Annotated in this window: 20 protein-coding genes; 12 read left to right on the forward strand and 8 right to left on the reverse strand. The window is 72.1% G+C overall.

Translation table 11 applies throughout. The features are described from left to right. The first annotated feature begins 3 nt into the window (after positions 1 to 3). The 3 genes from ACNAW0_RS21210 to ACNAW0_RS21220 all read left to right on the forward strand — a co-directional run bounded on the left by ACNAW0_RS21210 (position 4) and on the right by ACNAW0_RS21220 (position 2,392). Positions 4 to 888 (forward strand): DUF6597 domain-containing transcriptional factor, encoded by an 885-nt coding sequence (locus ACNAW0_RS21210; protein ID WP_416289687.1) that lies wholly within the window; start codon positions 4 to 6, stop codon positions 886 to 888. A 24-nt stretch (positions 889 to 912) separates the two neighbouring features. Beyond that, positions 913 to 1,281 carry a VOC family protein gene (locus ACNAW0_RS21215; RefSeq protein ID WP_416289688.1) on the forward strand — a complete coding sequence of 123 codons (369 nt, stop codon included), beginning with the start codon at positions 913 to 915 and terminating at the stop codon, positions 1,279 to 1,281. 154 nt (positions 1,282 to 1,435) lie between these two features. Continuing rightward, positions 1,436 to 2,392, forward strand: a complete 957-nt coding sequence (locus tag ACNAW0_RS21220; RefSeq protein WP_416289689.1) for a DUF5753 domain-containing protein — start codon at positions 1,436 to 1,438, stop codon at positions 2,390 to 2,392. Between the two features lie 406 nt (positions 2,393 to 2,798). Here the strand turns inward: ACNAW0_RS21220 and ACNAW0_RS21225 are convergent, their stop codons facing one another. Then, complete coding sequence (locus ACNAW0_RS21225) at positions 2,799 to 3,092, reverse strand: antibiotic biosynthesis monooxygenase family protein (RefSeq protein WP_416289690.1); 294 nt, start codon at positions 3,090 to 3,092, stop codon at positions 2,799 to 2,801. A gap of 407 nt (positions 3,093 to 3,499) precedes the next feature. Here ACNAW0_RS21225 and ACNAW0_RS21230 point away from each other — a divergent pair, with 407 nt between their 5' ends. Then, positions 3,500 to 4,498 carry a TerC family protein gene (locus tag ACNAW0_RS21230; RefSeq protein WP_416289691.1) on the forward strand — a complete coding sequence of 333 codons (999 nt, stop codon included), beginning with the start codon at positions 3,500 to 3,502 and terminating at the stop codon, positions 4,496 to 4,498. A gap of 57 nt (positions 4,499 to 4,555) precedes the next feature. On the opposite strand, the gene ACNAW0_RS21235 is transcribed toward ACNAW0_RS21230, so the two are convergent. Next, positions 4,556 to 5,473, reverse strand: coding sequence for an NlpC/P60 family protein (locus ACNAW0_RS21235; RefSeq protein WP_416289692.1), 918 nt, complete (start codon positions 5,471 to 5,473; stop codon positions 4,556 to 4,558). Positions 5,474 to 5,546: 73 nt separating this feature from the next. After that, complete coding sequence (locus ACNAW0_RS21240) at positions 5,547 to 6,626, reverse strand: mandelate racemase/muconate lactonizing enzyme family protein (RefSeq protein WP_416289693.1); 1,080 nt, start codon at positions 6,624 to 6,626, stop codon at positions 5,547 to 5,549. Between the two features lie 44 nt (positions 6,627 to 6,670). Between ACNAW0_RS21240 and ACNAW0_RS21245 the strand changes: the two genes are divergently transcribed. Continuing rightward, complete coding sequence (locus ACNAW0_RS21245; RefSeq protein ID WP_416289694.1) at positions 6,671 to 7,468, forward strand: tyrosine-protein phosphatase; 798 nt, start codon at positions 6,671 to 6,673, stop codon at positions 7,466 to 7,468. A 43-nt stretch (positions 7,469 to 7,511) separates the two neighbouring features. Here the strand turns inward: ACNAW0_RS21245 and ACNAW0_RS21250 are convergent, their stop codons facing one another. Beyond that, positions 7,512 to 8,378, reverse strand: a complete 867-nt coding sequence (locus ACNAW0_RS21250) for a serine hydrolase (protein WP_416289695.1) — start codon at positions 8,376 to 8,378, stop codon at positions 7,512 to 7,514. A 154-nt stretch (positions 8,379 to 8,532) separates the two neighbouring features. Continuing rightward, positions 8,533 to 10,401 (reverse strand): translational GTPase TypA, encoded by a 1,869-nt coding sequence (gene typA / locus ACNAW0_RS21255; protein WP_416289696.1) that lies wholly within the window; start codon positions 10,399 to 10,401, stop codon positions 8,533 to 8,535. Positions 10,402 to 10,920: 519 nt separating this feature from the next. On the opposite strand from typA, the gene ACNAW0_RS21260 reads away from it, so the two are divergent. Together ACNAW0_RS21260 and ACNAW0_RS21265 are read left to right on the forward strand one after the other, a co-directional pair. Beyond that, positions 10,921 to 11,793 (forward strand): transglycosylase SLT domain-containing protein, encoded by an 873-nt coding sequence (locus ACNAW0_RS21260; RefSeq protein WP_416289697.1) that lies wholly within the window; start codon positions 10,921 to 10,923, stop codon positions 11,791 to 11,793. A gap of 386 nt (positions 11,794 to 12,179) precedes the next feature. Further along, positions 12,180 to 13,121 (forward strand): hypothetical protein, encoded by a 942-nt coding sequence (locus ACNAW0_RS21265; RefSeq protein WP_416289698.1) that lies wholly within the window; start codon positions 12,180 to 12,182, stop codon positions 13,119 to 13,121. 144 nt (positions 13,122 to 13,265) lie between these two features. On the opposite strand, the gene ACNAW0_RS21270 is transcribed toward ACNAW0_RS21265, so the two are convergent. Then, positions 13,266 to 13,469 carry a cold-shock protein gene (locus tag ACNAW0_RS21270; protein ID WP_416289699.1) on the reverse strand — a complete coding sequence of 68 codons (204 nt, stop codon included), beginning with the start codon at positions 13,467 to 13,469 and terminating at the stop codon, positions 13,266 to 13,268. A gap of 166 nt (positions 13,470 to 13,635) precedes the next feature. Here ACNAW0_RS21270 and ACNAW0_RS21275 point away from each other — a divergent pair, with 166 nt between their 5' ends. Next, entirely contained in the window at positions 13,636 to 14,322 is a 687-nt protein-coding gene (locus ACNAW0_RS21275; protein ID WP_416289700.1) for a class I SAM-dependent methyltransferase, read from the forward strand. Between the two features lie 82 nt (positions 14,323 to 14,404). Here the strand turns inward: ACNAW0_RS21275 and ACNAW0_RS21280 are convergent, their stop codons facing one another. Together ACNAW0_RS21280 and ACNAW0_RS21285 are read right to left on the reverse strand one after the other, a co-directional pair. Further along, positions 14,405 to 15,058: an MBL fold metallo-hydrolase gene (locus ACNAW0_RS21280; RefSeq protein ID WP_416289701.1), complete on the reverse strand. Its 654-nt coding sequence runs from the start codon at positions 15,056 to 15,058 to the stop codon at positions 14,405 to 14,407. An 8-nt stretch (positions 15,059 to 15,066) separates the two neighbouring features. Further along, positions 15,067 to 15,783: a maleylpyruvate isomerase family mycothiol-dependent enzyme gene (locus ACNAW0_RS21285; RefSeq protein WP_416289702.1), complete on the reverse strand. Its 717-nt coding sequence runs from the start codon at positions 15,781 to 15,783 to the stop codon at positions 15,067 to 15,069. Positions 15,784 to 16,073: 290 nt separating this feature from the next. Between ACNAW0_RS21285 and rsgA the strand changes: the two genes are divergently transcribed. The 4 genes from rsgA (at position 16,074) to uvrC (ending at position 22,995) form a co-directional block, all read left to right on the forward strand. Continuing rightward, on the forward strand, positions 16,074 to 17,153 hold the full coding sequence (gene rsgA / locus ACNAW0_RS21290) for a ribosome small subunit-dependent GTPase A (protein ID WP_416289703.1): 1,080 nt from the start codon (positions 16,074 to 16,076) through the stop codon (positions 17,151 to 17,153). A 207-nt stretch (positions 17,154 to 17,360) separates the two neighbouring features. Continuing rightward, entirely contained in the window at positions 17,361 to 20,306 is a 2,946-nt protein-coding gene (gene uvrA, locus ACNAW0_RS21295; RefSeq protein WP_416289704.1) for an excinuclease ABC subunit UvrA, read from the forward strand. Between the two features lie 155 nt (positions 20,307 to 20,461). Beyond that, a complete protein-coding gene (locus ACNAW0_RS21300) occupies positions 20,462 to 20,962 on the forward strand; it encodes a Rieske (2Fe-2S) protein (RefSeq protein ID WP_416289705.1) in 501 nt (166 codons plus the stop codon). Between the two features lie 92 nt (positions 20,963 to 21,054). Then, positions 21,055 to 22,995 carry an excinuclease ABC subunit UvrC gene (gene uvrC / locus ACNAW0_RS21305; RefSeq protein WP_416289706.1) on the forward strand — a complete coding sequence of 647 codons (1,941 nt, stop codon included), beginning with the start codon at positions 21,055 to 21,057 and terminating at the stop codon, positions 22,993 to 22,995. Positions 22,996 to 23,245: the final 250 nt, after the last annotated feature.

Genomic DNA, 23,245 nt, shown 5'->3' on the forward strand with positions numbered 1-23,245 from the left:
GGAATGGACGGGGTGCTGACCGAGGCGGTCGTCGGCCTGCCCGACCCCCGGCTGCACCCGTACGTGGACCGCTACCTCGGCTACCGCGAGCAGGCGGCCCAGCCCCTGGTACGCCGCGAGGTGGCCGGCGCCTTCGTGGTGCTGATCCTCGGCTGGGGTGCCCCGCTCGACGTCATCGATCCCCGTGCCGTCGAGCGCGGCGCGTACGGGGTGAACGCGTTCCTGGCCGGGCCGTTCGACGCATACTGCACCACGCGTACGGTGGGGGAGGGCGCCGGGGTGCAGGTGCTGCTGACGCCGCCGGCCGCGCGCCGGGTGCTCGGGCTGCCGCTGGGCGAGGTGACCAACCAGGCGGTGCCCGCCGACCGGCTCGCCGGTTGGCTGGCGAGGCTACGCGACGAGCTGGCCGACGCCCCCGACTGGGCGGGACGCTTCGCCCGGCTCGACGCGGCCCTCGCCGCCCGGCTGGCCGCGACCGGGCCGGTCGACCCGCGGTTGCTGCAGGCCTGGCGGCTGATCGCCGGCAGCGGAGGCGCTGCCGCTGTCGGGGCGTTGGCCGGCGAGGTCGGCTGGAGCCGCCGGCACCTGGCCGCCCGGTTCCGACGGGAGTTCGGCCTGCCGCCGAAGACTGTCGCCCGGCTGGTGCGCTTCCAGCGGGCGTACGCGACGCTGGGCCGCGAGCTGACCGGCCCGCCCGGGCCCGGTGCGGCGCCGACCGGCGGGGCGGGCCCGCCAGCGGGCCGGCACGGCGGGCCGGGGTGGGCGGAGTTGGCCGTGCGCTGCGGCTACTTCGACCAGTCGCATCTGATCCGTGACTTCCGGGAGTTCGCCGGGGGCACCCCCGAGGCGTTGGCTCGCCCGAGGTCACATTCGTCCAATCCCAGCTGACCGGCCCGCCGGCAGACTCGGCGCATGCGAAGCATCTACCCGGTCTTCCGGTACGCCGACGCCCAGGCCGCCATCGACTTTCTCCGGTCCGCGTTCGACCTCACCGTGCACGAGGTGCACGAGGGTCCCGACGGGACGGTGCGACACGCCCAACTCGGCTACGGCGACAGCCTCGTCATGCTGGCCACCGGGCCGGCGCCGGCGTCCCGGCCGGCCGACGACGACTACCGCGTCTACGTGGCCGTGGACGACGTCGACGCCCACCACGAGCGGGCCCGGGCGGCCGGCGCGGAGATCGTCCGGCCGCCCTTCGACACCGACTACGGCTCCCGCGACTATGTCGCCCGGGACCCGGCCGGGCTGGTCTGGTCGTTCGGCACGTACCGGCCCTGATCCGCCGGGGCGGCAACCCGATCGGCCGGCCGGGGCCGTGCCGACCGCACCCGGTCGTCCGGAAGCGGGCGGGGCGCAAGGTCGATTGCACTACGCAAGCGAGGTATTGCTCTGTGTGATGGCGATGCGTACGCTCCCACGGTGGGAGGCTCGTATGCCGTTGTCAGCAAGTCCTGTCGTCCGGCGGGCGCGGCTCGGCGCGGAGTTGCGCCGGCTGCGACGCCGGCAGTCGCTCACTCTGGGGCAGGTCTGTGGCCGGCTCGGCTGGGCGTCCACGTCCAAGCTGTCCCGCATCGAGCTGGGCCAGAGCCGGCCGGACCTGGCCGACGTGCTCGACCTGCTCGACGTCTACGAGGTGCCGCCCGGCCAGCGGGACGAGCTGATCGTCATCGCCCGGGACGCCGCCACCGGCCGGGCCTGGTCCCGGGCCCTCGGCGAGATGGGGGAGCGCCAGCGGGCGTACGCGGAGCTGGAGGCGGGCGCCGCCCGCATCGTCGAGTACCAGCCCGCCCTTGTGCCCGGGCTGCTCCAGACCCCGGCGTACGCCCGCCTGCGGGTCACCGCCGGGGCGCTGCTGCACGAGGGCGTGGACGTGGAGGCGGACGTACGGGGCCGCGCGGTGCGCCAGGAGGTGCTGCGCCAGCCGGACCCGCCCCGCTACACCGCCCTGCTCGACGAGCGGGTCTGCGACCCGGGCGGCGCGCCGGCCGATGTCTGGCGGGACCAACTGCGACACCTGGTCGCCCTCGCCGACCGGCCGCACGTCACCATCCGACTGCTGCCCCGGGACGCCGCCCTCCATGCCGATGTCCATCCGTTGAACGCCTTCTCCTACTATGCGTACCCGGATCCGGCCGATCCCCGCACGGTGCTGGTGGAGACCCTCACCACCGACCTGCGGCTGGTCGACGAGGCCGACGTCGCCCGCTACGGGCGGCTGGTCGACTGGCTGCTCGCTGCGGCGCTGTCGGTGGACGAGAGCGTGGAGCTGCTGGCGCGCCGCCTCGGGCCGGCATTCGTGCCCCGCCCACGCGAGTCGCGCGACACGCTGGCCGCCGAGCCGCCCTACGCTGCGGTCCCCGAGTCGCGCGACGCTCCGGTCCCCGACTGAGCGGCCGGGGCGCGCCCGGGGTGGGTGTCAGCGGTGCCGCTGGAAGCCGCCAATTGGCCGCTGGCCGGACCCGCGACGGAATATCCCCGCGCGGCCACCGGGCCCGGCGCCCCCGAATGCCGTCGGGACCGGTGGCCGGCGCGTCGCGCGCAATCTATGCGAGGGGTACGACAGCTGAAGGAATGGCGGGCTAATTGCTCCACGAACTCGCCCGGCTGGGGATGCTCTCCGTCGCACGCTGTCGGGCTGAGGTCGCAAACAACTCACCCGCTGCCCGCCCCGCCCGTCCGCGCTGATGTCGTAGGCGACTCAGCTCCAGAGCGGGCCGTCAGGTGTGCGTCCGCCCGGTCGGCCGGGTGTGGCGGGGGTTGGAGGTGGGGCGTGGACGAGGGAGGTCAGCCCCCGCTCAGGCCGGTACGTCGAGGAAGTGCTCGACGCGCGGCGGGTTGGCGAAGTGCGGGCCGATCAGTGCACGCCACTGCTGGAACCGCTCACTCTGTCGGAAGTTGACGTCGTGCGCCTCGACCGAGTCCCACTCCACCAGCAGCACGAACCGCGACGGCGACTCGACACCCCGGGTCATCCGCACCGAGCGGCAGCCGTCGGTGCCGCAGAGGATCGGGTGCGCCTGCGCGTACGCGGCGGCGAAGGCGTCCTCTTGTCCGGGTGTCACGTCGATCAGCGCGACCTCAAGAACCATGCCCGAAGCCTTGCACGCCGGCCGCGGTGACGTGCGCCCCGGGGTGGTGGGTGTCCGAGGAGCGAGCGTGGCAGGACATCTAGCCTCCTAGGATGACCTGCGGATTGAGGTCCGCCGGACACCCGGAACGTGATTTCCTCGCGAATCCTGGCCCCCGGAGATGCGCTGAGCGGGCCTGATGGTGAACAATGGCGCCCGAGGAGGGGAGTATTCCCCCGCGACGGAGTCGTCAGCACGGAAGATCACCGGTCCCCGGTGATACGACCCGGCTCCGTCGGTCAGCGGCCCGGTCCTCGGGTCGGTGGCGGAAGAGACCTCCGACAGTCACCAGAGTCAGCGTAGACGCACCCCGGACCCTCACAGGGCGTACGGTGTGCCCGACGCTGCGTGCCTGCCGGAGGATCAAATTGAACGTGTCCGGATTGGTGTGGGCCGGAACCCTTGTCGCGTTGATCGCGGTCCTGCTCGCCGACCTCTTCATCATCGGTCGGCGCCCGCACGAGCCCAGCGTCCGTGAGTCGACCCTGTGGGTCGGCTTCTACGTCGGGCTGGCCCTGCTCTTCGGCGGCGGGCTCTGGCTCGCCGCCGGACCCAGCATCGCCGGCCAGTTCTACACCGGCTGGCTCACCGAGTACAGCCTCTCGGTGGACAACCTCTTCGTCTTCGTGATCATCATGGCCCGCTTCGCGGTGCCCCGGCAGTATCAGCAGAAGGTGCTGCTCATCGGCATCCTGCTGGCGCTGGTCATGCGGGGTGGCTTCATCGCCGCCGGTGCCGCGCTGATCTCCCAGTTCTCCTGGGTCTTCTACCTCTTCGGCGCGTTCCTGATCTACACCGCGATCAACCTGGCCCGGCAGGGCGAGCCCAACGAGGACGAGTTCAGCGAGAACGTGCTGATCCGGTGGAGCCGCAAGGCGCTGCCGCTGTCCCAGCACTACGACGGCGCGCGGATGACCACCCGCGAGAACGGGCATCGACGGTTCACCCCGATGCTGATCGTGATGATCGCGATCGGTACCACCGACCTGATCTTCGCCCTCGACTCGATTCCGGCGATCTTCGGCATCACCCAGGAGCCGTACCTGGTCTTCACCGCGAACGTGTTCGCGTTGATGGGGCTCCGACAGCTCTACTTCCTGCTCGGCGGGCTGCTGGACCGGCTGATCTACCTCAGCTACGGCCTGGCCGTGGTGCTCGGCTTCATCGGCGTGAAGCTGGTCCTGGAGGCCCTCGCCGGCAACAACCTGCCGTTCGTCAACGGCGGCCAGCCGGTGGCCTGGGCCCCGCACATCCCGATCTGGCTGTCGCTGACCGTCATCCTCGGCACCCTGTTGCTCGCGACCGCCGCCAGCCTGATCAAGTCGTCCTGGGACCGGCGCCGCGAGCTGGCCGAGGCCCGACGCTGACCGCGTGGTGAAGGGGTGCTTCCCCGACCGGGGAAGCACCCCTTCACGGGTACGGGGTCAGACGACGCGGTGGGCGGCGACGAGCGTAGCCTCCCGGTCCGGCGGGAGCCGCTCCTCCACCACCCCGCGCTGGATGTAGCAGGCGTGCACCATCCGCCGGACCTCCCCGTGCGGCTCACTGCTGACGATGCCGATGTGGTGGATCCGGCGCCCCGGCCGGGCGAAGAAGTAGAGGTCGCCGGGGCGCTCCTCGCCCGGCGCCAGGGGAGTGGTCGCCTCGGCCTGGTCGTCGGCGTCGCGGGGAAGGGTCACCCCGTACCGCCGCCAGGACAGGTGCACCAGACCGGAGCAGTCGATGCCGTGGCTGGAGACGCCACCCCAGATGTAGACCAGGTCGCGCAGCCGCTCGGCGACGGCGAGCACCTCCTTGGCCTCCGGCCGCTCGGTGGGCAGCGGCACGACGTCGCCCTCGGGTGCCCATAGCGGGTCGGCCCGGCCGGGCACGTGGACCGGCCGCCACCCGCCCACCGGCCGGCCGGCGGGGGTGAGGCGGGTGCCGAGGACCACGGCGGGCACCGCCACCGGGCCGTCCGGGGCGGAGCGCAGCGCGGTGAGCGCGGCGTCGACCACCAGCGGGGCGGTCGACGGGGTTTCGGGCGCGGGGGTCAGCTGGGCGGCGGGCAGCCAGCCGGGGTAGCCCCGGTGGTCGAGCTTGCCGGCAGGCTGTTCGAGGGCGACCACGTGGACCCAGCCGTCCGCGCGTACCTCGGTGACGAGCACCCGTTCGCCGAGCAGCAGCTGGCTGAGCACACACTCGCCGACCCGCTGGTCGCGGTCCATGCCGGCGATCCAGGCGGCGATGTCCGGCGCGTCGGCCAGGGCGGGGTGGTCGACCGGGCGGACCGCCTCCGGGGCGGCCCAGAGGGTCGCCACCGGAACCCGGACGAGGGCCTCGTGGCCCGGTTGCAGCTCCATGTCGACCCCCACCTCGCGCCCTCTGGCGCGAGCCTATGAAAAATTTCGCCAGCCATCAACCACGCGGCTGAATCTAAACTTCACTCACGTCGGTGATGCCCAGGCCGGGCGCGTCCGGCAGCAGCACGCTCGCGCCGTCGTACCGGATCCCGCCGCGCACCGGCGACCGGGCCAGCCACCAGGCGGCGTCGAGGTCCGAGACGGCACTGGTCCCGTACGCGGCGACCAGGCTGGCCGCGGCGCCCACGCCCACCGGGCTCTCCATCATCGAGCCGACGATCGTGCCCATCCCATGGGCGGCGGCCAGGTCGAGCAGTGTCCGGGCGGTGTGCAGGCCGCCGCACTTGGCCAGCTTGACGTTCACCATGTCGGCGGCCCGGCGGCGGATCACCTCGACCAGGTCGCGGACGTCGAAGACCGACTCGTCGGCGAGGATCGGCAGGTCGACCCGGTCGCTGACCCAGGCCAGGCCGTCCAGGTCCCGGCGGTGGACCGGCTGTTCGACCAACTCGACGTCGAGCCCGGCGTCCTCGATGCCGCGGATGACCCGGACCGCCTCGCGTGGCGTCCAGCCCTGGTTGGCGTCCAGCCGGATGCGTACGTCCGGGCCGACCGCGGCGCGGACCGCGCGTACCCGGTCGAGGTCGCCCCCGGCGTCGGTGCCGACCTTCAGCTTGAGCACGGTGAACCCCTCGGCCCGGCGCTGGCTCGCGGCGGCGGCCAGGTCCACCGCGTCGCCGGCGGCCAGGGTGACGTCCGTCGGCACGCGAAGCGTGGTGCCGCCGAGCAGCCGTACCAGCGGTACGCCGAGGCGCCGCGCGGCCAGGTCGTGCAGGGCGACGTCAACGGCGGCCTTGGCGGACTCGTTGCCGACCGCCGCGCGGCGTACCTCGGCGCAGCGGGCCTGGAGGTCGTCGGCGTCCCGGCCGGTCAGCGCGGGCGCGAGGAGGTCACGGACGCATGCCTCGGCGCCGGCGATGGACGCCCCGGTGACCTGCCAGACCTGCGGGGCCTCGCCGAACCCGGATCGCCCGTCGGCGTCGATCACCTCGACGACCAGTGTGTCCACCGTGGTCGTGCGGCGCAGTGCGGTGACGAACGGGGTGTGTAAGGGGGCGGAGAGCCGGTGGGTGCGTACCGCGGCGATCGTCATGTGGGGCACCCTATACGCAGGTTGCCGAGGACTGGGGAGGGCCGATGGCGGAACGGGACTGGGCACTGGTGGGCGCGCCGAACGCCCGTGACCTGGGTGGCCTGCTCGCGGCGGACGGGCGGCGGGTGCGCGCCGGTCGGTTGATCCGCACCGCCGCCCTGGGCCGGCTCACCGACGAGGACCTGCCGGTGCTGGGCAAGCTGGCTCCCGCCTGCGTGGTCGACCTGCGGCACGCCACCGAGCAGGCGGTCGCCCCGTCGGACCGTCTCGTCGGGGAGCCGCGGGTGGCGCACCTGCCGGTGTACGACCCGGCCCACCCGGTCTTCACGTACGTCTCGGCGGTGCTGCTCGGTCACGACCTGGGCGCGTACGACGCGTTGGTTCGGGAGGGCATGCCGGCGGTGATGGCCGCGATCTACCGGTGGTTCGTCACCGGGGAGTCGGCCCGGGTCGGGTTCGGCGCGGCGGTGCGGTTGGCTGCCGACGGGGCGAATCTGCCGCTGTTGTTCCACTGTTCGGCCGGCAAGGACCGGACCGGCTGGCTGTCGGTGGTGCTGCTGACCGCGCTCGGGGTGGACGAGGCTGCGATCCGGGCCGACTACCTGCGGCACAACGAGTTGACCGAGAGCCTGCGCGAGGTGCTGCTCGAGGCGATGATCCGCCAGCGGCCGGACCTGGACCCGGCGGTCGCGCGACCGCTGCTGGAGGTGCGGCCGGAGTATCTGGACGCCGCGTACGACGAGGTGCGGCGGGTGCACGGCTCGTTCGGGGCGTACCTGCGGGACGGGTTGGGGGTGACCGACGGGACGGTCGCCGCGTTGCGCGCCAACCTGCTGGAGTGAGCGTCGGCCCCGCCGGCGCGTGGCGGCGGGGCCGACGCCCGAGTCAGTCGGTCAGCTCGTGCCGGGACTCCCACACCTGGGCGGAGATGTTGGCGATCAGCCGACAGGCATCGTCGGCTTCCTCGCCGCTCGGGCCGCCGTCGGCCAGCTCGGTGGTGGTGCAGACGACGACCGTGTACGGCGGGGCGTCGGCCGGGAAGACCACGCCGGCGCCGTGCCGGAGGCCGCGTATCCAGCCGTTCTTGTGCGCGATCCGGGTGCCCTCGGGCAGCCCGGCGGCGAGGTCATCGCGGTGTTCCTGGGCGAACAGCACGTCCAGCATGGACGCGCAGCCGGCCGGGGAGGCCAGGGGGCCGGGCCGGCGCGCGCCGAGGGCCAGCTCGCCGAGCAGGGCGGCCAGGTCGGCGGTGGTGACCATGTTGTCGATGCCGGCGTCCCGGGCCGCGTAGTCCTCGATGCCCCGGCCGGTGACGCTGTGCCGCGCCCCGGCGAGCGCCCACGCCTCGGCCACCGCGGGCAGTCCGACGTGGCCGATGACGATGTTGGTGGCCAGGTTGCTGGAGCGGACGATCATGCGGTCCGCGAGCCAGCGCAGGGGTGCGGTGCCGCCGACCCGCGCCCACACCGCGTTGTCGGTGTCGTCGTAGCTCTGGTCGCAGCCGTATCGGGGTGCGCCCGGTGCGGCGGAGTCGAAGCCGTTGTGCACGGGGACCGGGGCGTCCAGGTCCAGCCGCCCGGCCTCGGCGGCGCGGTACAGCGCCACCAGCACGGCTGCCTTCATCGTGCTGGCCGCGTAGTGGGTGGCGTCGGGCAGGCGGGTCCACGTGGGCCGGGCGCCCAGCCGGCCCACGTACGCGGAGATGGTGCCGGGCACCTTGTCGAGGTGCGCGTCGAGATCCTCCCAGGTCATGCCGGTGACCGTAGCGGATCACCGCCATCGGTGGGGCTACGGCCAGGCTGGCCTGCGGAGATGACGACCGCCAACGCCGTGCTCGGCGAGGTGGGGGCGGAAACGGTGGAGCCCGGGCCGCCGGGGGGCGGTCCGGGCTCCGGATGGGCGGTGATCAGCCAGCGTGCTTGCGGCGGGCGGCGAGGCGGCCGCGCTGGGTCTGGTCGAGGAGCACCTTGCGGATACGCACCGCGGCCGGGGTCACCTCGACGCACTCGTCCTCGCGGCAGAACTCGAGGGCCTGCTCCAGCGACAGCTTGCGCGGCGGGATCAGCTTCTCGGTCTCCTCCGCGGTCGAGGAGCGCATGTTGGTGAGCTTCTTCTCCTTGGTGATGTTGACGTCCATGTCGTCGGAGCGGGAGTTCTCTCCGACGATCATGCCCTCGTACACCTCGGTGCCGGGCTCGACGAAGAGCTGGCCGCGCTCCTGGAGGTTGGTCATGGCGAACGCGGTGACCGCGCCCGAGCGGTCGGCGACCAGCGAGCCGGTGCCCCGGGTACGCAGCTCGCCGAACCACGGCTCGTACGACTCGAAGACGTGGTGGAGGATGCCGGTGCCCCGGGTCTCGGTGAGGAACTCGGTGCGGAAGCCGATCAGGCCGCGGGCCGGGACCAGCCATTCCATCCGGATCCAGCCGGTGCCGTGGTTGACCAGTTGTTCCATCCGGCCCTTGCGGGTGGCCAGCAGCTGGGTGATCGCGCCGAGGTACTCCTCGGGGGCGTCGATGGTCAGCCGCTCGACCGGCTCGCAGGTCTTCCCGTCGATCTCCCGGGTGACCACCTGCGGCTTGCCGACGGTCAGCTCGTACTGCTCGCGGCGCATCTGCTCGACCAGGATCGCCAGCGCCAGCTCGCCGCGGCCCTGCACCTCCCAGGCGTCGGGGCGTTCGGTGGGCAGCACCCGCAGCGAGACGTTGCCGATCAGCTCCTTGTCGAGGCGGTCCTTGACCATGCGTGCGGTGACCTTGGCGCCCTTGACCCGGCCGACCAGCGGCGAGGTGTTGGTGCCGATGGTCATCGAGATGGCCGGCTCGTCGACGGTGATCAGCGGCAGCGGGATCGAGTTCTCCGCGTCGGCCAGCGTCTCGCCGATCATGATCTCCGGGATGCCGGCGACGGCGATGATGTCGCCCGGCCCGGCGGACTCGGCCGGCTTGCGTTCCAGGCCCTCGGTCATCAGCAGCTCGGAGATGCGGACCCGCTGGGTGCTGCCGTCGGTGCGGCACCAGGCCACCGTCTGGCCCTTGTTGATGGTGCCCTGCCGGACCCGGCACAGCGCCAGCCGGCCGAGGAACGGCGAGGCGTCGAGGTTGGTGACGTGCGCCTGCAGCGGCGCGTCCTCCTCGTACGCGGGCGGCGGGATGGTGTCGAGCAGGGTGCGGAACAGCGGCTCCAGGCTGTGGCTGTCCTGCGGGACCGCGCCGTCGGCGGGCTGGGTGAGGGAGGCGATGCCGTCGCGGGCGCAGGCGTAGATGATCGGGAAGTCGATCTGCTCCTCGTCGGCGTCCAGGTCGAGGAAGAGCTCGTAGGCCTCGTCCACGACCTCCTTGATCCGGGCGTCGGGCCGGTCCACCTTGTTGATCACCAGGATGATCGGCAGTCGGGCCTTGAGGGCCTTGCGGAGCACGAACCGGGTCTGGGGCAGCGGGCCCTCGCTGGCGTCGACCAGCAGGATCACGCCGTCGACCATGGTCAGGCCGCGCTCGACCTCGCCACCGAAGTCGGCGTGGCCGGGGGTGTCGATGATGTTGATGGTGACCGGCTCGGACCCGTCCGCCGGCAGGTACCGCACGCCGGTGTTCTTGGCGAGGATGGTGATGCCCTTCTCCCGCTCGAGGTCCATCGAGTCCATGACCCGCTCGGTGACCTCACCGCGGGCGCCGTAGGCGCCGGCCTGCCGCAACATGGCGTCGACCAGGGTCGTCTTGCCGTGGTCGACGTGGGCGATGATGGCGACGTTGCGGAGGTCGGTGCGTAGCTGCATACCCTCCATACTCCTGTCTGCGGTTGCCGTGGGACGCCGCGGGGTCACCCCCGAGATCGCCCGGTTCTCTACCGAAACTGCTGTCCCGACCGGTTCAGCGACTGGCCCGCCGGCCCTGGACGGGCCGTGCCCGAGCCGCGGGCGTGGCTGCCGGGCCCACCGGCCCCGCTGATCTACCTGGTCGCCGCGATGATCGGTCGCGGGCGAGACCGCGTGATCTTCGGACTGCTGGTGCCGGGCGGGGCGACCGGTGCTGCTGGTCGGCTTCCTAGCGTACGCGGGCGCCGCGGCTCGTTCGGCGCTGCTGGCGGTGGCGGCTGTCGTGGTGATCGGAGACACACTCTCGTTCCGCGTCGACCGCTGGTCAGGGCGCCCTCGTGGGGTGCCCGTGCCGGCCGGGCCGACACCGGGCCGGGCAGGCGCGCGGTGGCCGCGTTCGTCCCGGACGTCAGCCGCGTGCCCCCAGCGGGCCATTGATCCTTGCTAGGGTGCGGCGGGCAACCGCGGGGGAGGGGTTTGATGCGACGGGGAATCGGCCGATGGACCACGGCGACCGCTGTGCTGCTGCTGGCGGTGGGGCTCACCGGATGCGGCGGCGAGGAACGCCCGTCCCAGGAGGTGGCGGTCGGGCTGCCCGGCGAGGTGCCCGTCGACGCCGCGGCCGACAAGCCGAACGGGGCGCCACCGGCGGCGGTCGAGAAGATGGGTGTGGCGCCCAGCGGCAAGCCGAGTCCGAGCGCCACGCCGACGGGGAAGCCCAAGCCGAAGCACACCCGGACGGCGGCCGGGCCGCTGCCCAAGCCGAAGCCGCCGACGGAGACGAAGGTCCCGCCGGCGCGGCCGAAGCCGGCGCCCAGCAGTTGCAAGCCGAGCTACCGGGGCACCGAGGCGACCCGTAGCCAGGTGAAGGCGGCGCTGTCGGACGCGGCCGCGAAGCAGTACTGGCCGACCTCGGCGCCCGACATCAAGATCCCGCTGAACCTGGTCAAGGCCACCGCCTGGCAGGAGAGCGGTTGGCAGTCCAACATCGTGGCCTGCGACGGTGGCATCGGGCTGATGCAGGTCATGCCCGCCACCGCGGACTGGATGAACCAGCGCTTCGGCGAGTCGTACGACATCAACGCCTACCGGGACAACGCGTACCTGGGTGCGAACTATCTCGCCTGGCTCACCAAGTACATCGGGGACATGTACTTCGAGTCGGACTACCGGTTGAACGCCTCGCTGTGCACGTCCGAGCTGAACTCGTGCCTGCTCAACGCGGTCATCTCGGCGTACAACTACGGGCACGACGCGGTGGCCCGGGAGGGCGAGCCCCTGGCCATCCCGAACCCGCAGTACGTGCGCAACGTGCGGGCGCTGATGACCGAGTGCGAATGCCTCAGCTACTGACCTGACGTGCCGAGAGGGGCCCCGGCGGGCGATCGCCGGGGCCCCTCTCGGCACGTCAGGTCAGTCCCGGGCGTCGGCCGGCTCGGCGGGCACCGCTTAGCGCCCTGGGCACTGCCGTCACTCTTCGTGCTGAACGGCCGGAGATCCCGCACGCCCCGCGTATCCCGTCGGCCAGGGCGCTCCCGCTCGCACGGCCGCTGTCCACAGGTTCCTCATAGTTCCAGATAGTGCCTCTGACCTGGGCAAATTTTTGTCTGCATGGATATTCTCGGGACAGGTGCACGGTGCCGTGCACCACTGTCCGAGCCGGACGCGTCCGGGATCAGGCGACGCTACATGGAGTGACCGCGTGCCCGGCCAGGTTGACGACCCGGAAGGGAGATCCCATGACCCGAGCCCCGGAAAACCTGTTGGCCGTCCGCGATTTGCTGCTCACCTACCTCAACGTCAACAAGAACGCCGTTATCAGCGACGCTCTCGAACCGGGCGAGGTCGGCATCGTCGGCGATGCCAACCACAAAGGCGGATATCACTGCGGCTCCGACCGGGTGGTGCCGAACGACTACTCGGTGGTGGAGTCCACCCGGGACTCCTCCGGGCTGACCCTCGACGCGTCCGCCCTGGACGTGGGCATGTTCACGGTCAAGTCCGGCGGTGCCACGCACGACCTGCGCAACTTCTCCACCTGGTGCGTGGCGCAGTGCGTCGCCGGTACCGCCGACACCCAGGACATCAGGGAGATCATCTACTCCCCGGACGGCAAGACCGTGAAGCGGTGGGACCGGCTGAAGAAGCGCAGCACCGGCGACAGCAGCCACCTGATCCACACCCACTTCAGCTTCTTCCGCGACTCCACCAAGGCGAACCGGGACCAGACCCCGCTGTTCCGCCGCTACCTGACCACCATCGGACTCCTGGAGGACGACATGACCCCTGCCCAGGCCACGCAACTTGCCAACGTCGAGCGGATGCTCAACAAGCTGCTCAAGGCCAGCCTGGCCCCCGGACCTGACGGGCAGCCGGAGAACGCCGCCACCTGGTGGCTGCGGATGCTGGCCGACAACGCCGACCCGCTGACGGCCAAGTTTTACCCGCCGCAGAAGGACGGCAACTGGAAGCCCATCCCGGCGGGCCTGGTTCAGATCGCCGCGCAGATCGCCGCGACCCGGTCCGACATCGCCGCGTTGAGCGGCAAGAACCCCGCTGACTCTCAGGCGATCATCGCCGGGGTGCTCGCGGGCATGACGCCGGAGAAGATCGCCGCCGCGATCCCGCCGACGCTGGCCAAGGATGTCGCCGACGAGCTGTCGCGGCGGCTGGCCGCCTGACCGACTCGCGCGTCCCGGCAGCGCCCGCCCATCCGCTGCGCGGCCGACTCGTGGGCGTGCTCAAGGCCTACGGCCCGGTGTCGCCGGTCCGCAGATGGGCTGCGGCGGCGGTCGGAAACCCCGACCGCCGCCGCCGGCACGGAACTACAGCGGGTGGACGTTGTCCGCCTGCGGACCCTTCTGCCCCTGGGTCACCTCGAACTCGACCTTCTGGCCCTCCTGCAGCTCCCGGTAGCCGCCGGTCTGGATGGCCGAGTAATGGACGAACACGTCCGGCCCTCCGCCGTCCTGCTCGATGAAGCCGAAGCCCTTTTCCGAGTTGAACCACTTGACCGTGCCGGTTGCCATGCGTCTCTCCCTGTTCAAAGCGGGCGGGCACCGGCCGCGGCCGATGATCGCCCTGTACCTTCCCGACACTAACCGTCCGAACCAGGATCTGCTGGCGGAAGTGCCGGCGTGCCCCGTTAATAAGCTCAGAGCGGGAAAATCCCTCCGCGACGGGTCGACGCCCGGCATGCTTGCCCCGGTGAGGGAACCGACGGCGCTGGCCGAACTGGAACGGGAGATCGCCGTACCCGGCGGCGGCCCGGACCGCCTCCGGCTCGTCGCCGCGCCGTTCGTGCCCGAGGTACGGCTGCACCTCGCCGAGGACGCGATCCTCTGGTGGGCCCGGATGGAGGCGGCGGCCGGCCACCCGCTGGCGCCGCCGTACTGGGCCTCGGTCTGGGCCGGCGGTCAGGCGCTGGCCCGCCACCTGCTCGACCACCCCGAGCTGGCCGCCGGCCGGCGGGTGCTCGACCTGGCCGCCGGATCCGGGCTGGTGGCCATCGCCGCCGCGCTCGCCGGCGCCGAGCGGGTGGTCGCCAACGACATCGACCCGTACGCGGTCGCCGCCGTCACCGTCAACGCGCGGGCTAACCAGGTGGCCGTGGCGGCCAACGGCGACGACCTGTTGGACGCGACGGTCCGCACCGACCTGCTGCTGGCCGGCGACGTGCTCTACGAGGCGGGGTTGGCCGAGCGGGTGCTGCCGTTCCTGCAGCGGGCCGCCGACCGGGGCGCCGAGGTGCTGGTCGGCGACCCGGACCGGGGATACCTGCCACCCGGCCGGCTGGAGGTGGTGGCCAGCTACCCGGTGGCCACCACCGAGCCCGCGGTCGACTCCCCGGTACGCCGGGTCCAGGTGCTGCGCCCCCGCTGAGCGGTACGGCGGCTCAGGGCGTACGCACCATGCCGGCCGCGGCCGGCGGGGCGTTCCCCGCCGCCGCCCGGATTCGGGCAGCTCACCACCCGCGGGCCCGCCACTGCGGCAGCGCGGGCCGTTCGGCGCCGAGGGTGCTGTCCTTGCCGTGCCCCGGGTAGAACCAGGTCTCGTCCGGCAGCCGGTCGAACAGCTTGTGCTCGACGTCGTCGATGAGCTGCCCGAACCGTTCCGGGTCCTGGTCGGTGTTGCCGACCCCACCCGGGAAGAGGCTGTCGCCGGTGAACAGGTGCGGGATGCCCGACGGGTCCCGGTAGAGCAGCGCGATCGAGCCCGGGGTGTGTCCCTTGAGGTGGATCACCTCCAGGGCGCAGTCACCGACCGGGACCGTGTCGCCCTCGCGTAGCGGTTCGGCGTCGATCGGCAGCCCCTCGGCGTCGTCGGCGTGCACCAGCGGGCGGGCGCCGGTCTTGGCGACCACCTCCTCCAGGGCCACCCAGTGGTCCATGTGCCGGTGCGTGGTGGCCACCGCGGCCAGGCCGCCGTCGCCGACCAGGTCGAGCAGGCGGGGTGCCTCGTTCGCGGCGTCGATGAGCACCTGCTCGCCGCTGTCCCGGCAGCGCAGCAGGTAGGCGTTGTTGTCCATCGGCCCCACCGACACCTTGGTGATGGTGAGCCGGTCGAGCTCGCGGACGGCTGGCACGCCGCCGGGCGTGACATTTCCGGTGTAGGCCATGACGACGTCTATATCCATTCTGGCGGGGCCGGCAGGGGGCTCTCGGGGGTGACGGTGAGCACCTCGCCGGCGCTGCGGCCGATCAGCCACGCGGCCAGCTCCGACGCCGCGCCGGTGATCGTGGGCGCCCCCGCGGCCTCACCCACGACGATCTCGTGGCGGAAGCCGTCGAAGCGCAGCACCATCGCCGGCGCTTCCGGATTGTCGGCCAGCCCGGTCGCCACCTCGTGCAGCAGCCGCTGGGCGAACGCCTCCGGCCAGTCGGCCGGCCGGTAGCCGGCGACCAGGTCGACGTGGTGCACCTCGATCTCCCGCAGCCGCCACCAGGCCAGCATGGTCGCCGGCGACGGGCCGTGGCGGGTCTGCACGGTGGCCGCCCAGGCCTCGACCGGCATCGCGTCGACCGCCGCCGCGAACCGCTGCGCGCTGTGGCGCAGGTCGTCGAGGAGGTCGTCCGGCGGGCGGCCGGCCCCGGCCTCGATGTCGGCGGACCGGGCCTCGGCGCTGGCGTACATCGGGATGGGCTCGCCGGTGCGGGCGGCGGTGAGGAGGTTGACGAAGCCGTCGGCGTTGCGGGCCAGGTGGGTCAGCACATGGCCGCGGGTCCAGCCCGGCAGCAGGGACGCGGCGGCCACGTCCGCGGCGTCGAAGGCGGCGACGGTACGCAGCAGTCCGGTCGTGGCGTCGCCCACCGCCCCGGTCAGCAACAGCGGATCGCTGGTCACGGTGCCACCTCGGTTCGCGACTGCGGGGCTCGCAGGATCGGCTCACTCCTCGCGCTCACGCCCCGACCCTAGCCGTACGGGACCGCCGCGTCGCCGGGGAAATCGCTTTCGGCGCGTCGGCGGGCCCCCTACCGTCGGTCCGACGGCTTCAGGCCGCGGCGCGGCGTCAGGTCGCGCCGAGCTGAAGTCGTCGCAGAACGCGGCGCCGGAAGTCGGAGCGGAGGTGGTGAGCATGCCGGTCGTAGCACGCGTGTTCCGCCATGAACCCCCTCGACACCTCTGAGGATTCCATGACACTCGATCTGACCGCCCTCGGCTGGGACGCCGACCGGGCGGCGCACGTACGACGACACACCGATCACCGCCCGGGCCGGGTGGCCCGGGTCGACCGCGGGATCTGCACCGTGCTGCGACCCGAGGGGCCGGTGCGGGCCAGCCTGGGCGGGGTGGTGCTGGCCGCCGCGGCCCGGGACCTGGCCGCTCTGCCCTGCGCCGGCGACTGGGTGCTGCTGGCCACCTGGCCGGACGGGCCGGTCACCGTCGAGGCGGTGCTGCCCCGCCGTACCGCGCTGGTGCGGCGGACCGCCGGCAAGGACGCCAGCGGGCAGGTGCTCGCCGCCAACCTCGACGCCGCCGCGGTGGTCGAGCCGGTGCACCCCGAGCCGGACGCCGCACGCATCGAACGGCTGCTCTCCCTCGCCCACGAGTCCGGTGCGGAGCCGCTGCTCGTGCTCACCAAGTCGGACCTGGCGGCCGACCCGGCGGCCGTCGCCCGTCAGCTCGCCGCGCTGGCGCCCGGGGTGCCGGTGCTGCCGGTCAGTGCCGAGCAGGGCACCGGGCTGGACCCGCTGCGCCCGTACGTCGCGCCGGGGCGGACCCTCGGCCTGCTGGGGCCCTCCGGGGCGGGCAAGTCGAGCCTGGTCAACGCCCTCGCCGGGGCGGAGGTGATGCGTACCCAGGCGATTCGCCGCTCCGACGGCAAGGGTCGGCACACCACCACCTGGCGGGCGCTGGTGCCGATCCCCGGCGGCGGTGCCGTGCTGGACACCCCCGGCGTACGGGCGGTCGGCCTGCTGGACGGCTCGGCCGGGCTGGACCGGGCCTTCGCGGACATCACCGATCTCGCCGCCGGTTGCCGGTACGCCGACTGCGCGCACGAGGCCGAGCCGGCCTGCGCGGTGCGGGCGGCCCTGGACAGCGGCGAGCTGCCCGTCCGGCGTTGGGAGAGCTGGCGCCGGCTCCAGCGGGAGCTGGTGTACGAGAGCCGGCGCCGGGAGGTCCGGCTGGCCGCCGAGCGGCGGGGGAGTTGGCGGGGCGAGCGGCGGCGCAGGGCGCGTCCGGCGTCGCCGCCGTCGCCCGGCGGATACTGAGCCCGCGCACCGCCTCGCGCCGGCCCCACCGGGGCCGGCGCGACCGGGCTGACCTGGTGGAATGTGCGCACGACGGAACTTGTCGTACCTCAGGGCTAGAGTTGCCGAGGCGTGTTTCCTGCGCCCCGACAACCTTGAGAAACCGCTCAGATCATCCTCCGAGCGGACAGATACGCCTCACATTCTTCTTCCGGGAGCACACGTACCGTGGCCGACCGACTGATCATCCGTGGCGCGCGCGAGCACAACCTGCGTGACGTCAGTCTCGACCTGCCCCGGGACGCCCTGATCGTCTTCACCGGGCTCTCCGGGTCGGGCAAGTCGAGCCTGGCGTTCGACACCATCTTCGCGGAGGGCCAGCGCCGCTACGTGGAGTCGCTGTCGTCGTACGCCCGGCAGTTCCTCGGCCAGATGGACAAGCCCGACGTCGATTTCATCGAGGGCCTCAGCCCCGCGGTGTCCATCGACCAGAAGTCCACCTCGCGTAACCCGCGCTCCACCGTCGGCACCATCACCGAGGTCTACGACTACCTCCGGTTGCTGTTCGCCCGCGTCGGTGAGCCGCACTGCCCGGTCTGCGGCGAGCGGATCTCCCGGCAGACCCCGCAGCAGATCGTCGACCGGGTGCTGGCCATGGCCGAGGGCACCCGGTTCATGGTGCTCGCCCCGGTCGTGCGCGGCCGCAAGGGGGAATACGTCGACCTGTTCGCCGAGCTCCAGGCCAAGGGCTACGCCCGGGCCCGGGTCGACGGCGTGGTGCACCCGCTGACCGAGCCGCCGAAGCTCAAGAAGCAGGAGAAGCACACGATCGAGGTGGTGATCGACCGGCTCAGCGTCAAGCCCAGCGCCAAGCAGCGGCTGACCGACTCGGTCGAGGCGGCGCTCGGCCTCTCCGGCGGCCTGGTGCTGCTCGACTTCGTCGACCTGGCCGAGGACGACCCGGAGCGGGAGCGCCGCTACTCCGAGCACCTGGCCTGTCCCAACGACCACCCCCTCGCCATCGAGGACCTGGAGCCCCGGGTCTTCTCCTTCAACGCCCCGTACGGCGCCTGCCCGGAGTGCACCGGGCTGGGCACCAAGAAGGAGGTCGACCCGGAGCTGGTGATCCCGGACCCGGAGCGCAGCCTGCGCGAGGGCGCCATCCAGCCCTGGTCCACCGGGCACAACCTGGAATACTTCCTCCGCCTGCTGGAGGCGCTCGGCGAGGCCGAGCACTTCGACCTGGACACGCCGTGGCGGGCGCTGCCGTCCCGGTCGCAGAAGACGATCCTGCACGGCTCCAACGACCAGGTGCACGTCCGCTACCGCAACAAGTACGGGCGCGAGCGTTCCTACTACACCGGCTTCGAGGGCGTGGTGCAGTGGATCGAGCGCCGCCACTCGGACACCGAGTCGGAGTGGTCGCGGGACAAGTACGAGGGCTACATGCGGGACGTGCCCTGTGCGGCCTGTGGGGGCACGCGGCTCAAGCCGGAGGTGCTCGCGGTCACCCTGGCCGGTAAGAGCATCGCCGAGGTCTGCAACCTGTCCGTCGGCGAGGCGGCCGAGCTGCTCGCCGGCATCGAGCTGACCGACCGGCAGAAGATGATCGCCGAGCGGGTGCTCAAGGAGATCAACGCCCGGCTGAAGTTCCTGCTCGACGTCGGGCTGGACTACCTTTCCCTGGACCGCCCGGCGGGCACCCTCTCCGGCGGGGAGGCGCAGCGCATCCGGCTCGCCACCCAGATCGGCTCCGGCCTGGTCGGCGTCCTCTACGTGCTGGACGAGCCGTCCATCGGCCTGCACCAGCGGGACAACCACCGGCTGATCGAGACCCTGCTGCGGCTGCGCGGGCTGGGCAACACGCTGATCGTGGTCGAGCACGACGAGGACACCATCCGGGTGGCCGACTGGATCGTCGACATCGGCCCGGGCGCCGGTGAGCACGGCGGCCGGATCGTGCACAGCGGTTCGGTGGCGGCCCTGCTGGACAGCGAGGACTCGATCACCGGGGCGTACCTGTCCGGGCGAAAGGAGATCCCGACGCCGAAGCAGCGCCGGCCGCAGACCCCGGGCCGGGAGCTGGTGGTGCACGGGGCGCGCGAGCACAACTTGCGCAACCTCACGGTGAGCTTCCCGCTCGGCCAGCTCATCGCGGTCACCGGGGTGAGCGGCTCCGGCAAGTCGACCCTGGTCAACGACATCCTGTACGCGGTCCTGGCCAACCAGATCAACGGTGCCCGGTTGGTCCCCGGCCGGCATACCCGGGTCAGCGGCCTGGAGCACGTGGACAAGGTCGTCGGCGTCGACCAGTCGCCGATCGGCCGTACGCCCCGGTCGAACCCGGCCACCTACACCGGCGTCTGGGACCACGTCCGCAAGCTCTTCGCGGAGACCACCGAGGCCAAGGTCCGGGGGTACGGGCCGGGCCGGTTCTCGTTCAACGTCAAGGGCGGCCGCTGCGAGGCGTGCTCCGGCGACGGCACCATCAAGATCGAGATGAACTTCCTGCCCGACGTCTACGTCCCGTGCGAGGTGTGCAAGGGCGCCCGGTACAACCGGGAGACCCTCGAGGTGCACTACAAGGGCCGGACGGTCGCCGAGGTGCTGGACATGCCGATCGAGGAGGCGGCCGAGTTCTTCTCCGCCATCCCGGCGATCCACCGGCACCTCAAGACCCTGGTCGACGTGGGCCTCGGGTATGTCCGCCTCGGCCAGCCCGCCCCGACGCTCTCCGGCGGCGAGGCGCAGCGCGTCAAGCTCGCCTCCGAGCTGCAGAAGCGCTCCACCGGCCGGACGGTCTACGTCCTCGACGAGCCGACCACCGGCCTGCATTTCGAGGACATCCGCAAGCTGCTGATGGTCCTGGAGGGCCTGGTCGACAAGGGCAACACGGTGATCACCATCGAGCACAACCTCGACGTGATCAAGACGGCCGACTGGATCATCGACATGGGGCCGGAAGGCGGCCACCGGGGCGGCACGGTGCTCGCCACCGGCAGCCCGGAGGAGGTCGCCGAGGTCCCGGAGAGCCACACCGGTCAGTTCCTGCGCCCGATGCTCAAGCTCGACGGTGAGGCCAAGGGGGCGAGGGCGGCCACCACCCGGGCGGCGAAGGCCAACGGCAGCGGCGTGAAGTCGCGTACCCGCAAGGTCCCGGCCGGGGCGCGCTGAGCGACAGTACGACGGGCGGGGCGGGCCACCCGGGTCCGTCCCCGTTCGGATACTCATTTCGTGACGCGCCAGTATGAACCGTGCGGCACAGTGTTCCGTGTTCACATCTGAACCCTGGTAGTGCGGGGCGGCGGTAGCCGAGAGAAAGGCCGGATATGAGTGATGACCAGATGCTGACCGCACCGGGTACGCAGACCCGGCGGGCCCTGCTCGCGGGTGCCGGCGCGGTCGGCACGGCGGTGGTGCTGGCCGCCTGCGGCAGCGACGAGGAGACGAGCCCGACCAGCGGCGGCGGCCCGACCAGCGGCGGCCCGACCAGCGGCGGCCCGGGCGCGACCAGCAGCGATCCCGGCGTGAGCGCCAGCGCCGGCGAAGCCATCGCCCGGACCACCGACATCCCGGTCGGTGGTGGGGAGATATTCGCCAGCAAGGGTGTCGTCGTCACCCAGCCGCACGCGGGCCAGTTCAAGGGCTTCAGCCCGATCTGCACCCACCAGGGCTGCCCGGTGTCGAGGATCGAGGGTGACACCATCATCTGCACCTGCCACAACAGCCGCTTCTCGATCGTCGACGGTTCCGTCAAGATGGGTCCGGCCACCCGGCCCCTGCCTCCGAAGAACATCAAGGTCACCGGCGACCAGATTTCGCTGGCCTGACCGCTGCCGGCGGCGTCCGGATCCGCGTGACCCGCCGGGGAGTGGGCGCGCGGCGGCGGTGGGGTGTCGGAGGTGCGCACTAGGCTTGCCACGTGGCTGACCCCTCGACCTACCGTCCCGCACCTGGCACCATCCCGGAGTCGCCAGGGGTCTACCGCTTCCGTGACGGCACCGGCCGGGTGATCTACGTCGGCAAGGCGCGGAGTCTGCGCAGCCGGCTCAACTCCTACTTCGCCGACCCGGTCAGCCTGCACCAGCGCACCCGGCAGATGGTCTTCACCGCCGAGTCGGTGGACTGGATCACCGTGGCCACCGAGGTGGAGGCGCTCCAGCAGGAATACACCTGGATCAAGCAGTACGACCCGAAGTTCAACGTCCGCTACCGCGACGACAAGTCGTACCCGTACCTGGCGGTGACCCTCGACGAGGAGTTCCCGCGGCTGCAGGTGATGCGCGGCGCCAAGCGCAAGGGGGTGCGCTACTTCGGGCCGTACTCGCACGCCTGGGCCATCCGCGAGACGTTGGATCTGCTGCTGCGCGTCTTCCCGGCCCGCACCTGCTCCTCCGGGGTCTTCAAGCGGGCCGGCCAGGTCGGTCGCCCCTGCCTGCTGGGCTACATCGGCAAGTGCTCCGCGCCGTGCGTCGGCAGCGTGACCGCCGAGCGGCACCGCGAGATCGTCAACGGGTTCTGCGACTTCATGGCCGGCCGCACCGACAGTATGGTCCGCAGGCTCGAACGGGAGATGCAGGAGGCCAGCGAGCAGCTGGAGTTCGAGCGGGCCGCCCGGCTGCGCGACGACGTCGCCGCGCTGCGCCGGGCGATGGAGAAGCAGACGGTGGTGCTCGGCGACGGCACCGACGCCGACGTGGTGGCCTTCGCAGAGGATCCGCTCGAGGCCGCGGTCCAGGTCTTCCACGTCCGCGACGGGCGGGTGCGCGGCCAGCGCGGCTGGGTGGTGGAGAAGACCGAGGAGCTGACCACCGGCGATCTGGTGCACCACTTCTGCACCCAGGTCTACGGCGGCGAGCAGGGCGAGGCCGACGTCCCCCGCGAGCTGCTCGTCCCCGAGCTGCCCGGCGACGTCGACGCACTCGCCGACTGGCTCTCCGCCCGCCGGGGCAGCCGGGTGTCGCTGCGCGTTCCGCAGCGCGGCGACAAACGGTCGCTGCTGGAGACCGTGGAACGCAACGCGAAGGACGCGCTCGCCCGGCACAAGCTCAAGCGGGCGGGTGACCTGACCACCCGCAGCAAGGCCCTCGACGAGATCGTCGAGGCGCTCGGCATGCGTACGGCGCCGCTGCGCATCGAGTGTTTCGACGTCTCCCAGATCCAGGGCACCGACGTCGTTGCCAGCATGGTCGTCTTCGAGGACGGGCTGCCGCGCAAGAGCGAGTACCGGCGGTTCATCATCCGGGGCGCCACCGACGACCTGTCCGCCATGTCGGAGGTGCTGCGCCGACGCTTCGCCCGCTACCTCGACGCCCGTGCCGAGACCGGGGAGATCGGCGAGGAGACGGCCAGTGACCCGGACCGGCCCGGCATCGATCCCACCACCGGGCGGCCGCGCAAGTTCGCGTACCCGCCGCAGCTGGTCGTGGTCGACGGTGGTGCGCCGCAGGTGGCGGCGGCCGCGCAGGCCCTCGCCGAGCTGGGCATCGACGACGTGGCGCTGTGCGGGCTGGCCAAGCGGCTGGAGGAGGTCTGGCTGCCTGACGACGAGTTCCCGGTCATCCTGCCGCGCGCCTCGGAGGCGCTCTACCTGCTGCAGCGGGTACGCGACGAGGCGCACCGGTTCGCCATCACCTTCCACCGGCAGCGGCGCTCAAAACGGATGACCGAGTCGGCGCTGGACAACATCCCCGGCCTGGGCGAGGTACGCCGCAAGGCACTGCTGCGCCATTTCGGCTCGCTCAAGCGGCTCTCCGCCGCCACGGTCGAGGAGATCACCGAGGTCCCCGGCGTCGGAATGCGGACCGCCGAGGCGATCCTCGCCGCCCTCGACGAGAACCCCAAACCCACCCCCGCCCCCTGATCCTGTCGCGCCTGCGGGGCGGCGCGATCCGCGCAATCGGGGAAGTTGCTGCCTCCGTGCGCCTGGAGGCAGCAACTTCCCGGATCGTGTGCGGACCATGGCATGCGACCGTGGCGGCCTGTTGATCCGGCCGTCATACCCACCGGGCGCCATGTCCGGTATCGCCCAGCCGCACGGCCACGCCGCCCGGTGGGCACTCGTCGAGCCGCCGAACGGGCCTGATCCACTCCAGGTGCGGCCTGTGGGGGTG

This window comes from Micromonospora sp. SL1-18 (genome assembly GCF_047921505.1).
Taxonomy (GTDB): domain Bacteria; phylum Actinomycetota; class Actinomycetes; order Mycobacteriales; family Micromonosporaceae; genus Micromonospora.

Excerpts from the sequence above, each read along its gene's own strand:
- ACNAW0_RS21275 (WP_416289700.1), top strand. The coding sequence starts at position 13,636 with ATGCTTGCCCCGGTGAGGGAACCGACGGCGCTGGCCGAACTGGAACGG.
- ACNAW0_RS21250 (WP_416289695.1), bottom strand. The coding sequence starts at position 8,378 with ATGACCTGGGAGGATCTCGACGCGCACCTCGACAAGGTGCCCGGCACC.
- rsgA (WP_416289703.1), top strand. The coding sequence starts at position 16,074 with ATGACACTCGATCTGACCGCCCTCGGCTGGGACGCCGACCGGGCGGCG.
- ACNAW0_RS21210 (WP_416289687.1), top strand. The coding sequence starts at position 4 with ATGGACGGGGTGCTGACCGAGGCGGTCGTCGGCCTGCCCGACCCCCGG.
- ACNAW0_RS21280 (WP_416289701.1), bottom strand. The coding sequence starts at position 15,058 with ATGGCCTACACCGGAAATGTCACGCCCGGCGGCGTGCCAGCCGTCCGC.
- ACNAW0_RS21235 (WP_416289692.1), bottom strand. The coding sequence starts at position 5,473 with ATGGAGCTGCAACCGGGCCACGAGGCCCTCGTCCGGGTTCCGGTGGCG.
- ACNAW0_RS21225 (WP_416289690.1), bottom strand. The coding sequence starts at position 3,092 with ATGGTTCTTGAGGTCGCGCTGATCGACGTGACACCCGGACAAGAGGAC.
- ACNAW0_RS21215 (WP_416289688.1), top strand. The coding sequence starts at position 913 with ATGCGAAGCATCTACCCGGTCTTCCGGTACGCCGACGCCCAGGCCGCC.
- ACNAW0_RS21240 (WP_416289693.1), bottom strand. The coding sequence starts at position 6,626 with ATGACGATCGCCGCGGTACGCACCCACCGGCTCTCCGCCCCCTTACAC.
- typA (WP_416289696.1), bottom strand. The coding sequence starts at position 10,401 with ATGCAGCTACGCACCGACCTCCGCAACGTCGCCATCATCGCCCACGTC.
- ACNAW0_RS21260 (WP_416289697.1), top strand. The coding sequence starts at position 10,921 with ATGCGACGGGGAATCGGCCGATGGACCACGGCGACCGCTGTGCTGCTG.
- ACNAW0_RS21265 (WP_416289698.1), top strand. The coding sequence starts at position 12,180 with ATGACCCGAGCCCCGGAAAACCTGTTGGCCGTCCGCGATTTGCTGCTC.
- ACNAW0_RS21245 (WP_416289694.1), top strand. The coding sequence starts at position 6,671 with ATGGCGGAACGGGACTGGGCACTGGTGGGCGCGCCGAACGCCCGTGAC.
- ACNAW0_RS21300 (WP_416289705.1), top strand. The coding sequence starts at position 20,462 with ATGAGTGATGACCAGATGCTGACCGCACCGGGTACGCAGACCCGGCGG.
- ACNAW0_RS21270 (WP_416289699.1), bottom strand. The coding sequence starts at position 13,469 with ATGGCAACCGGCACGGTCAAGTGGTTCAACTCGGAAAAGGGCTTCGGC.
- ACNAW0_RS21220 (WP_416289689.1), top strand. The coding sequence starts at position 1,436 with ATGCCGTTGTCAGCAAGTCCTGTCGTCCGGCGGGCGCGGCTCGGCGCG.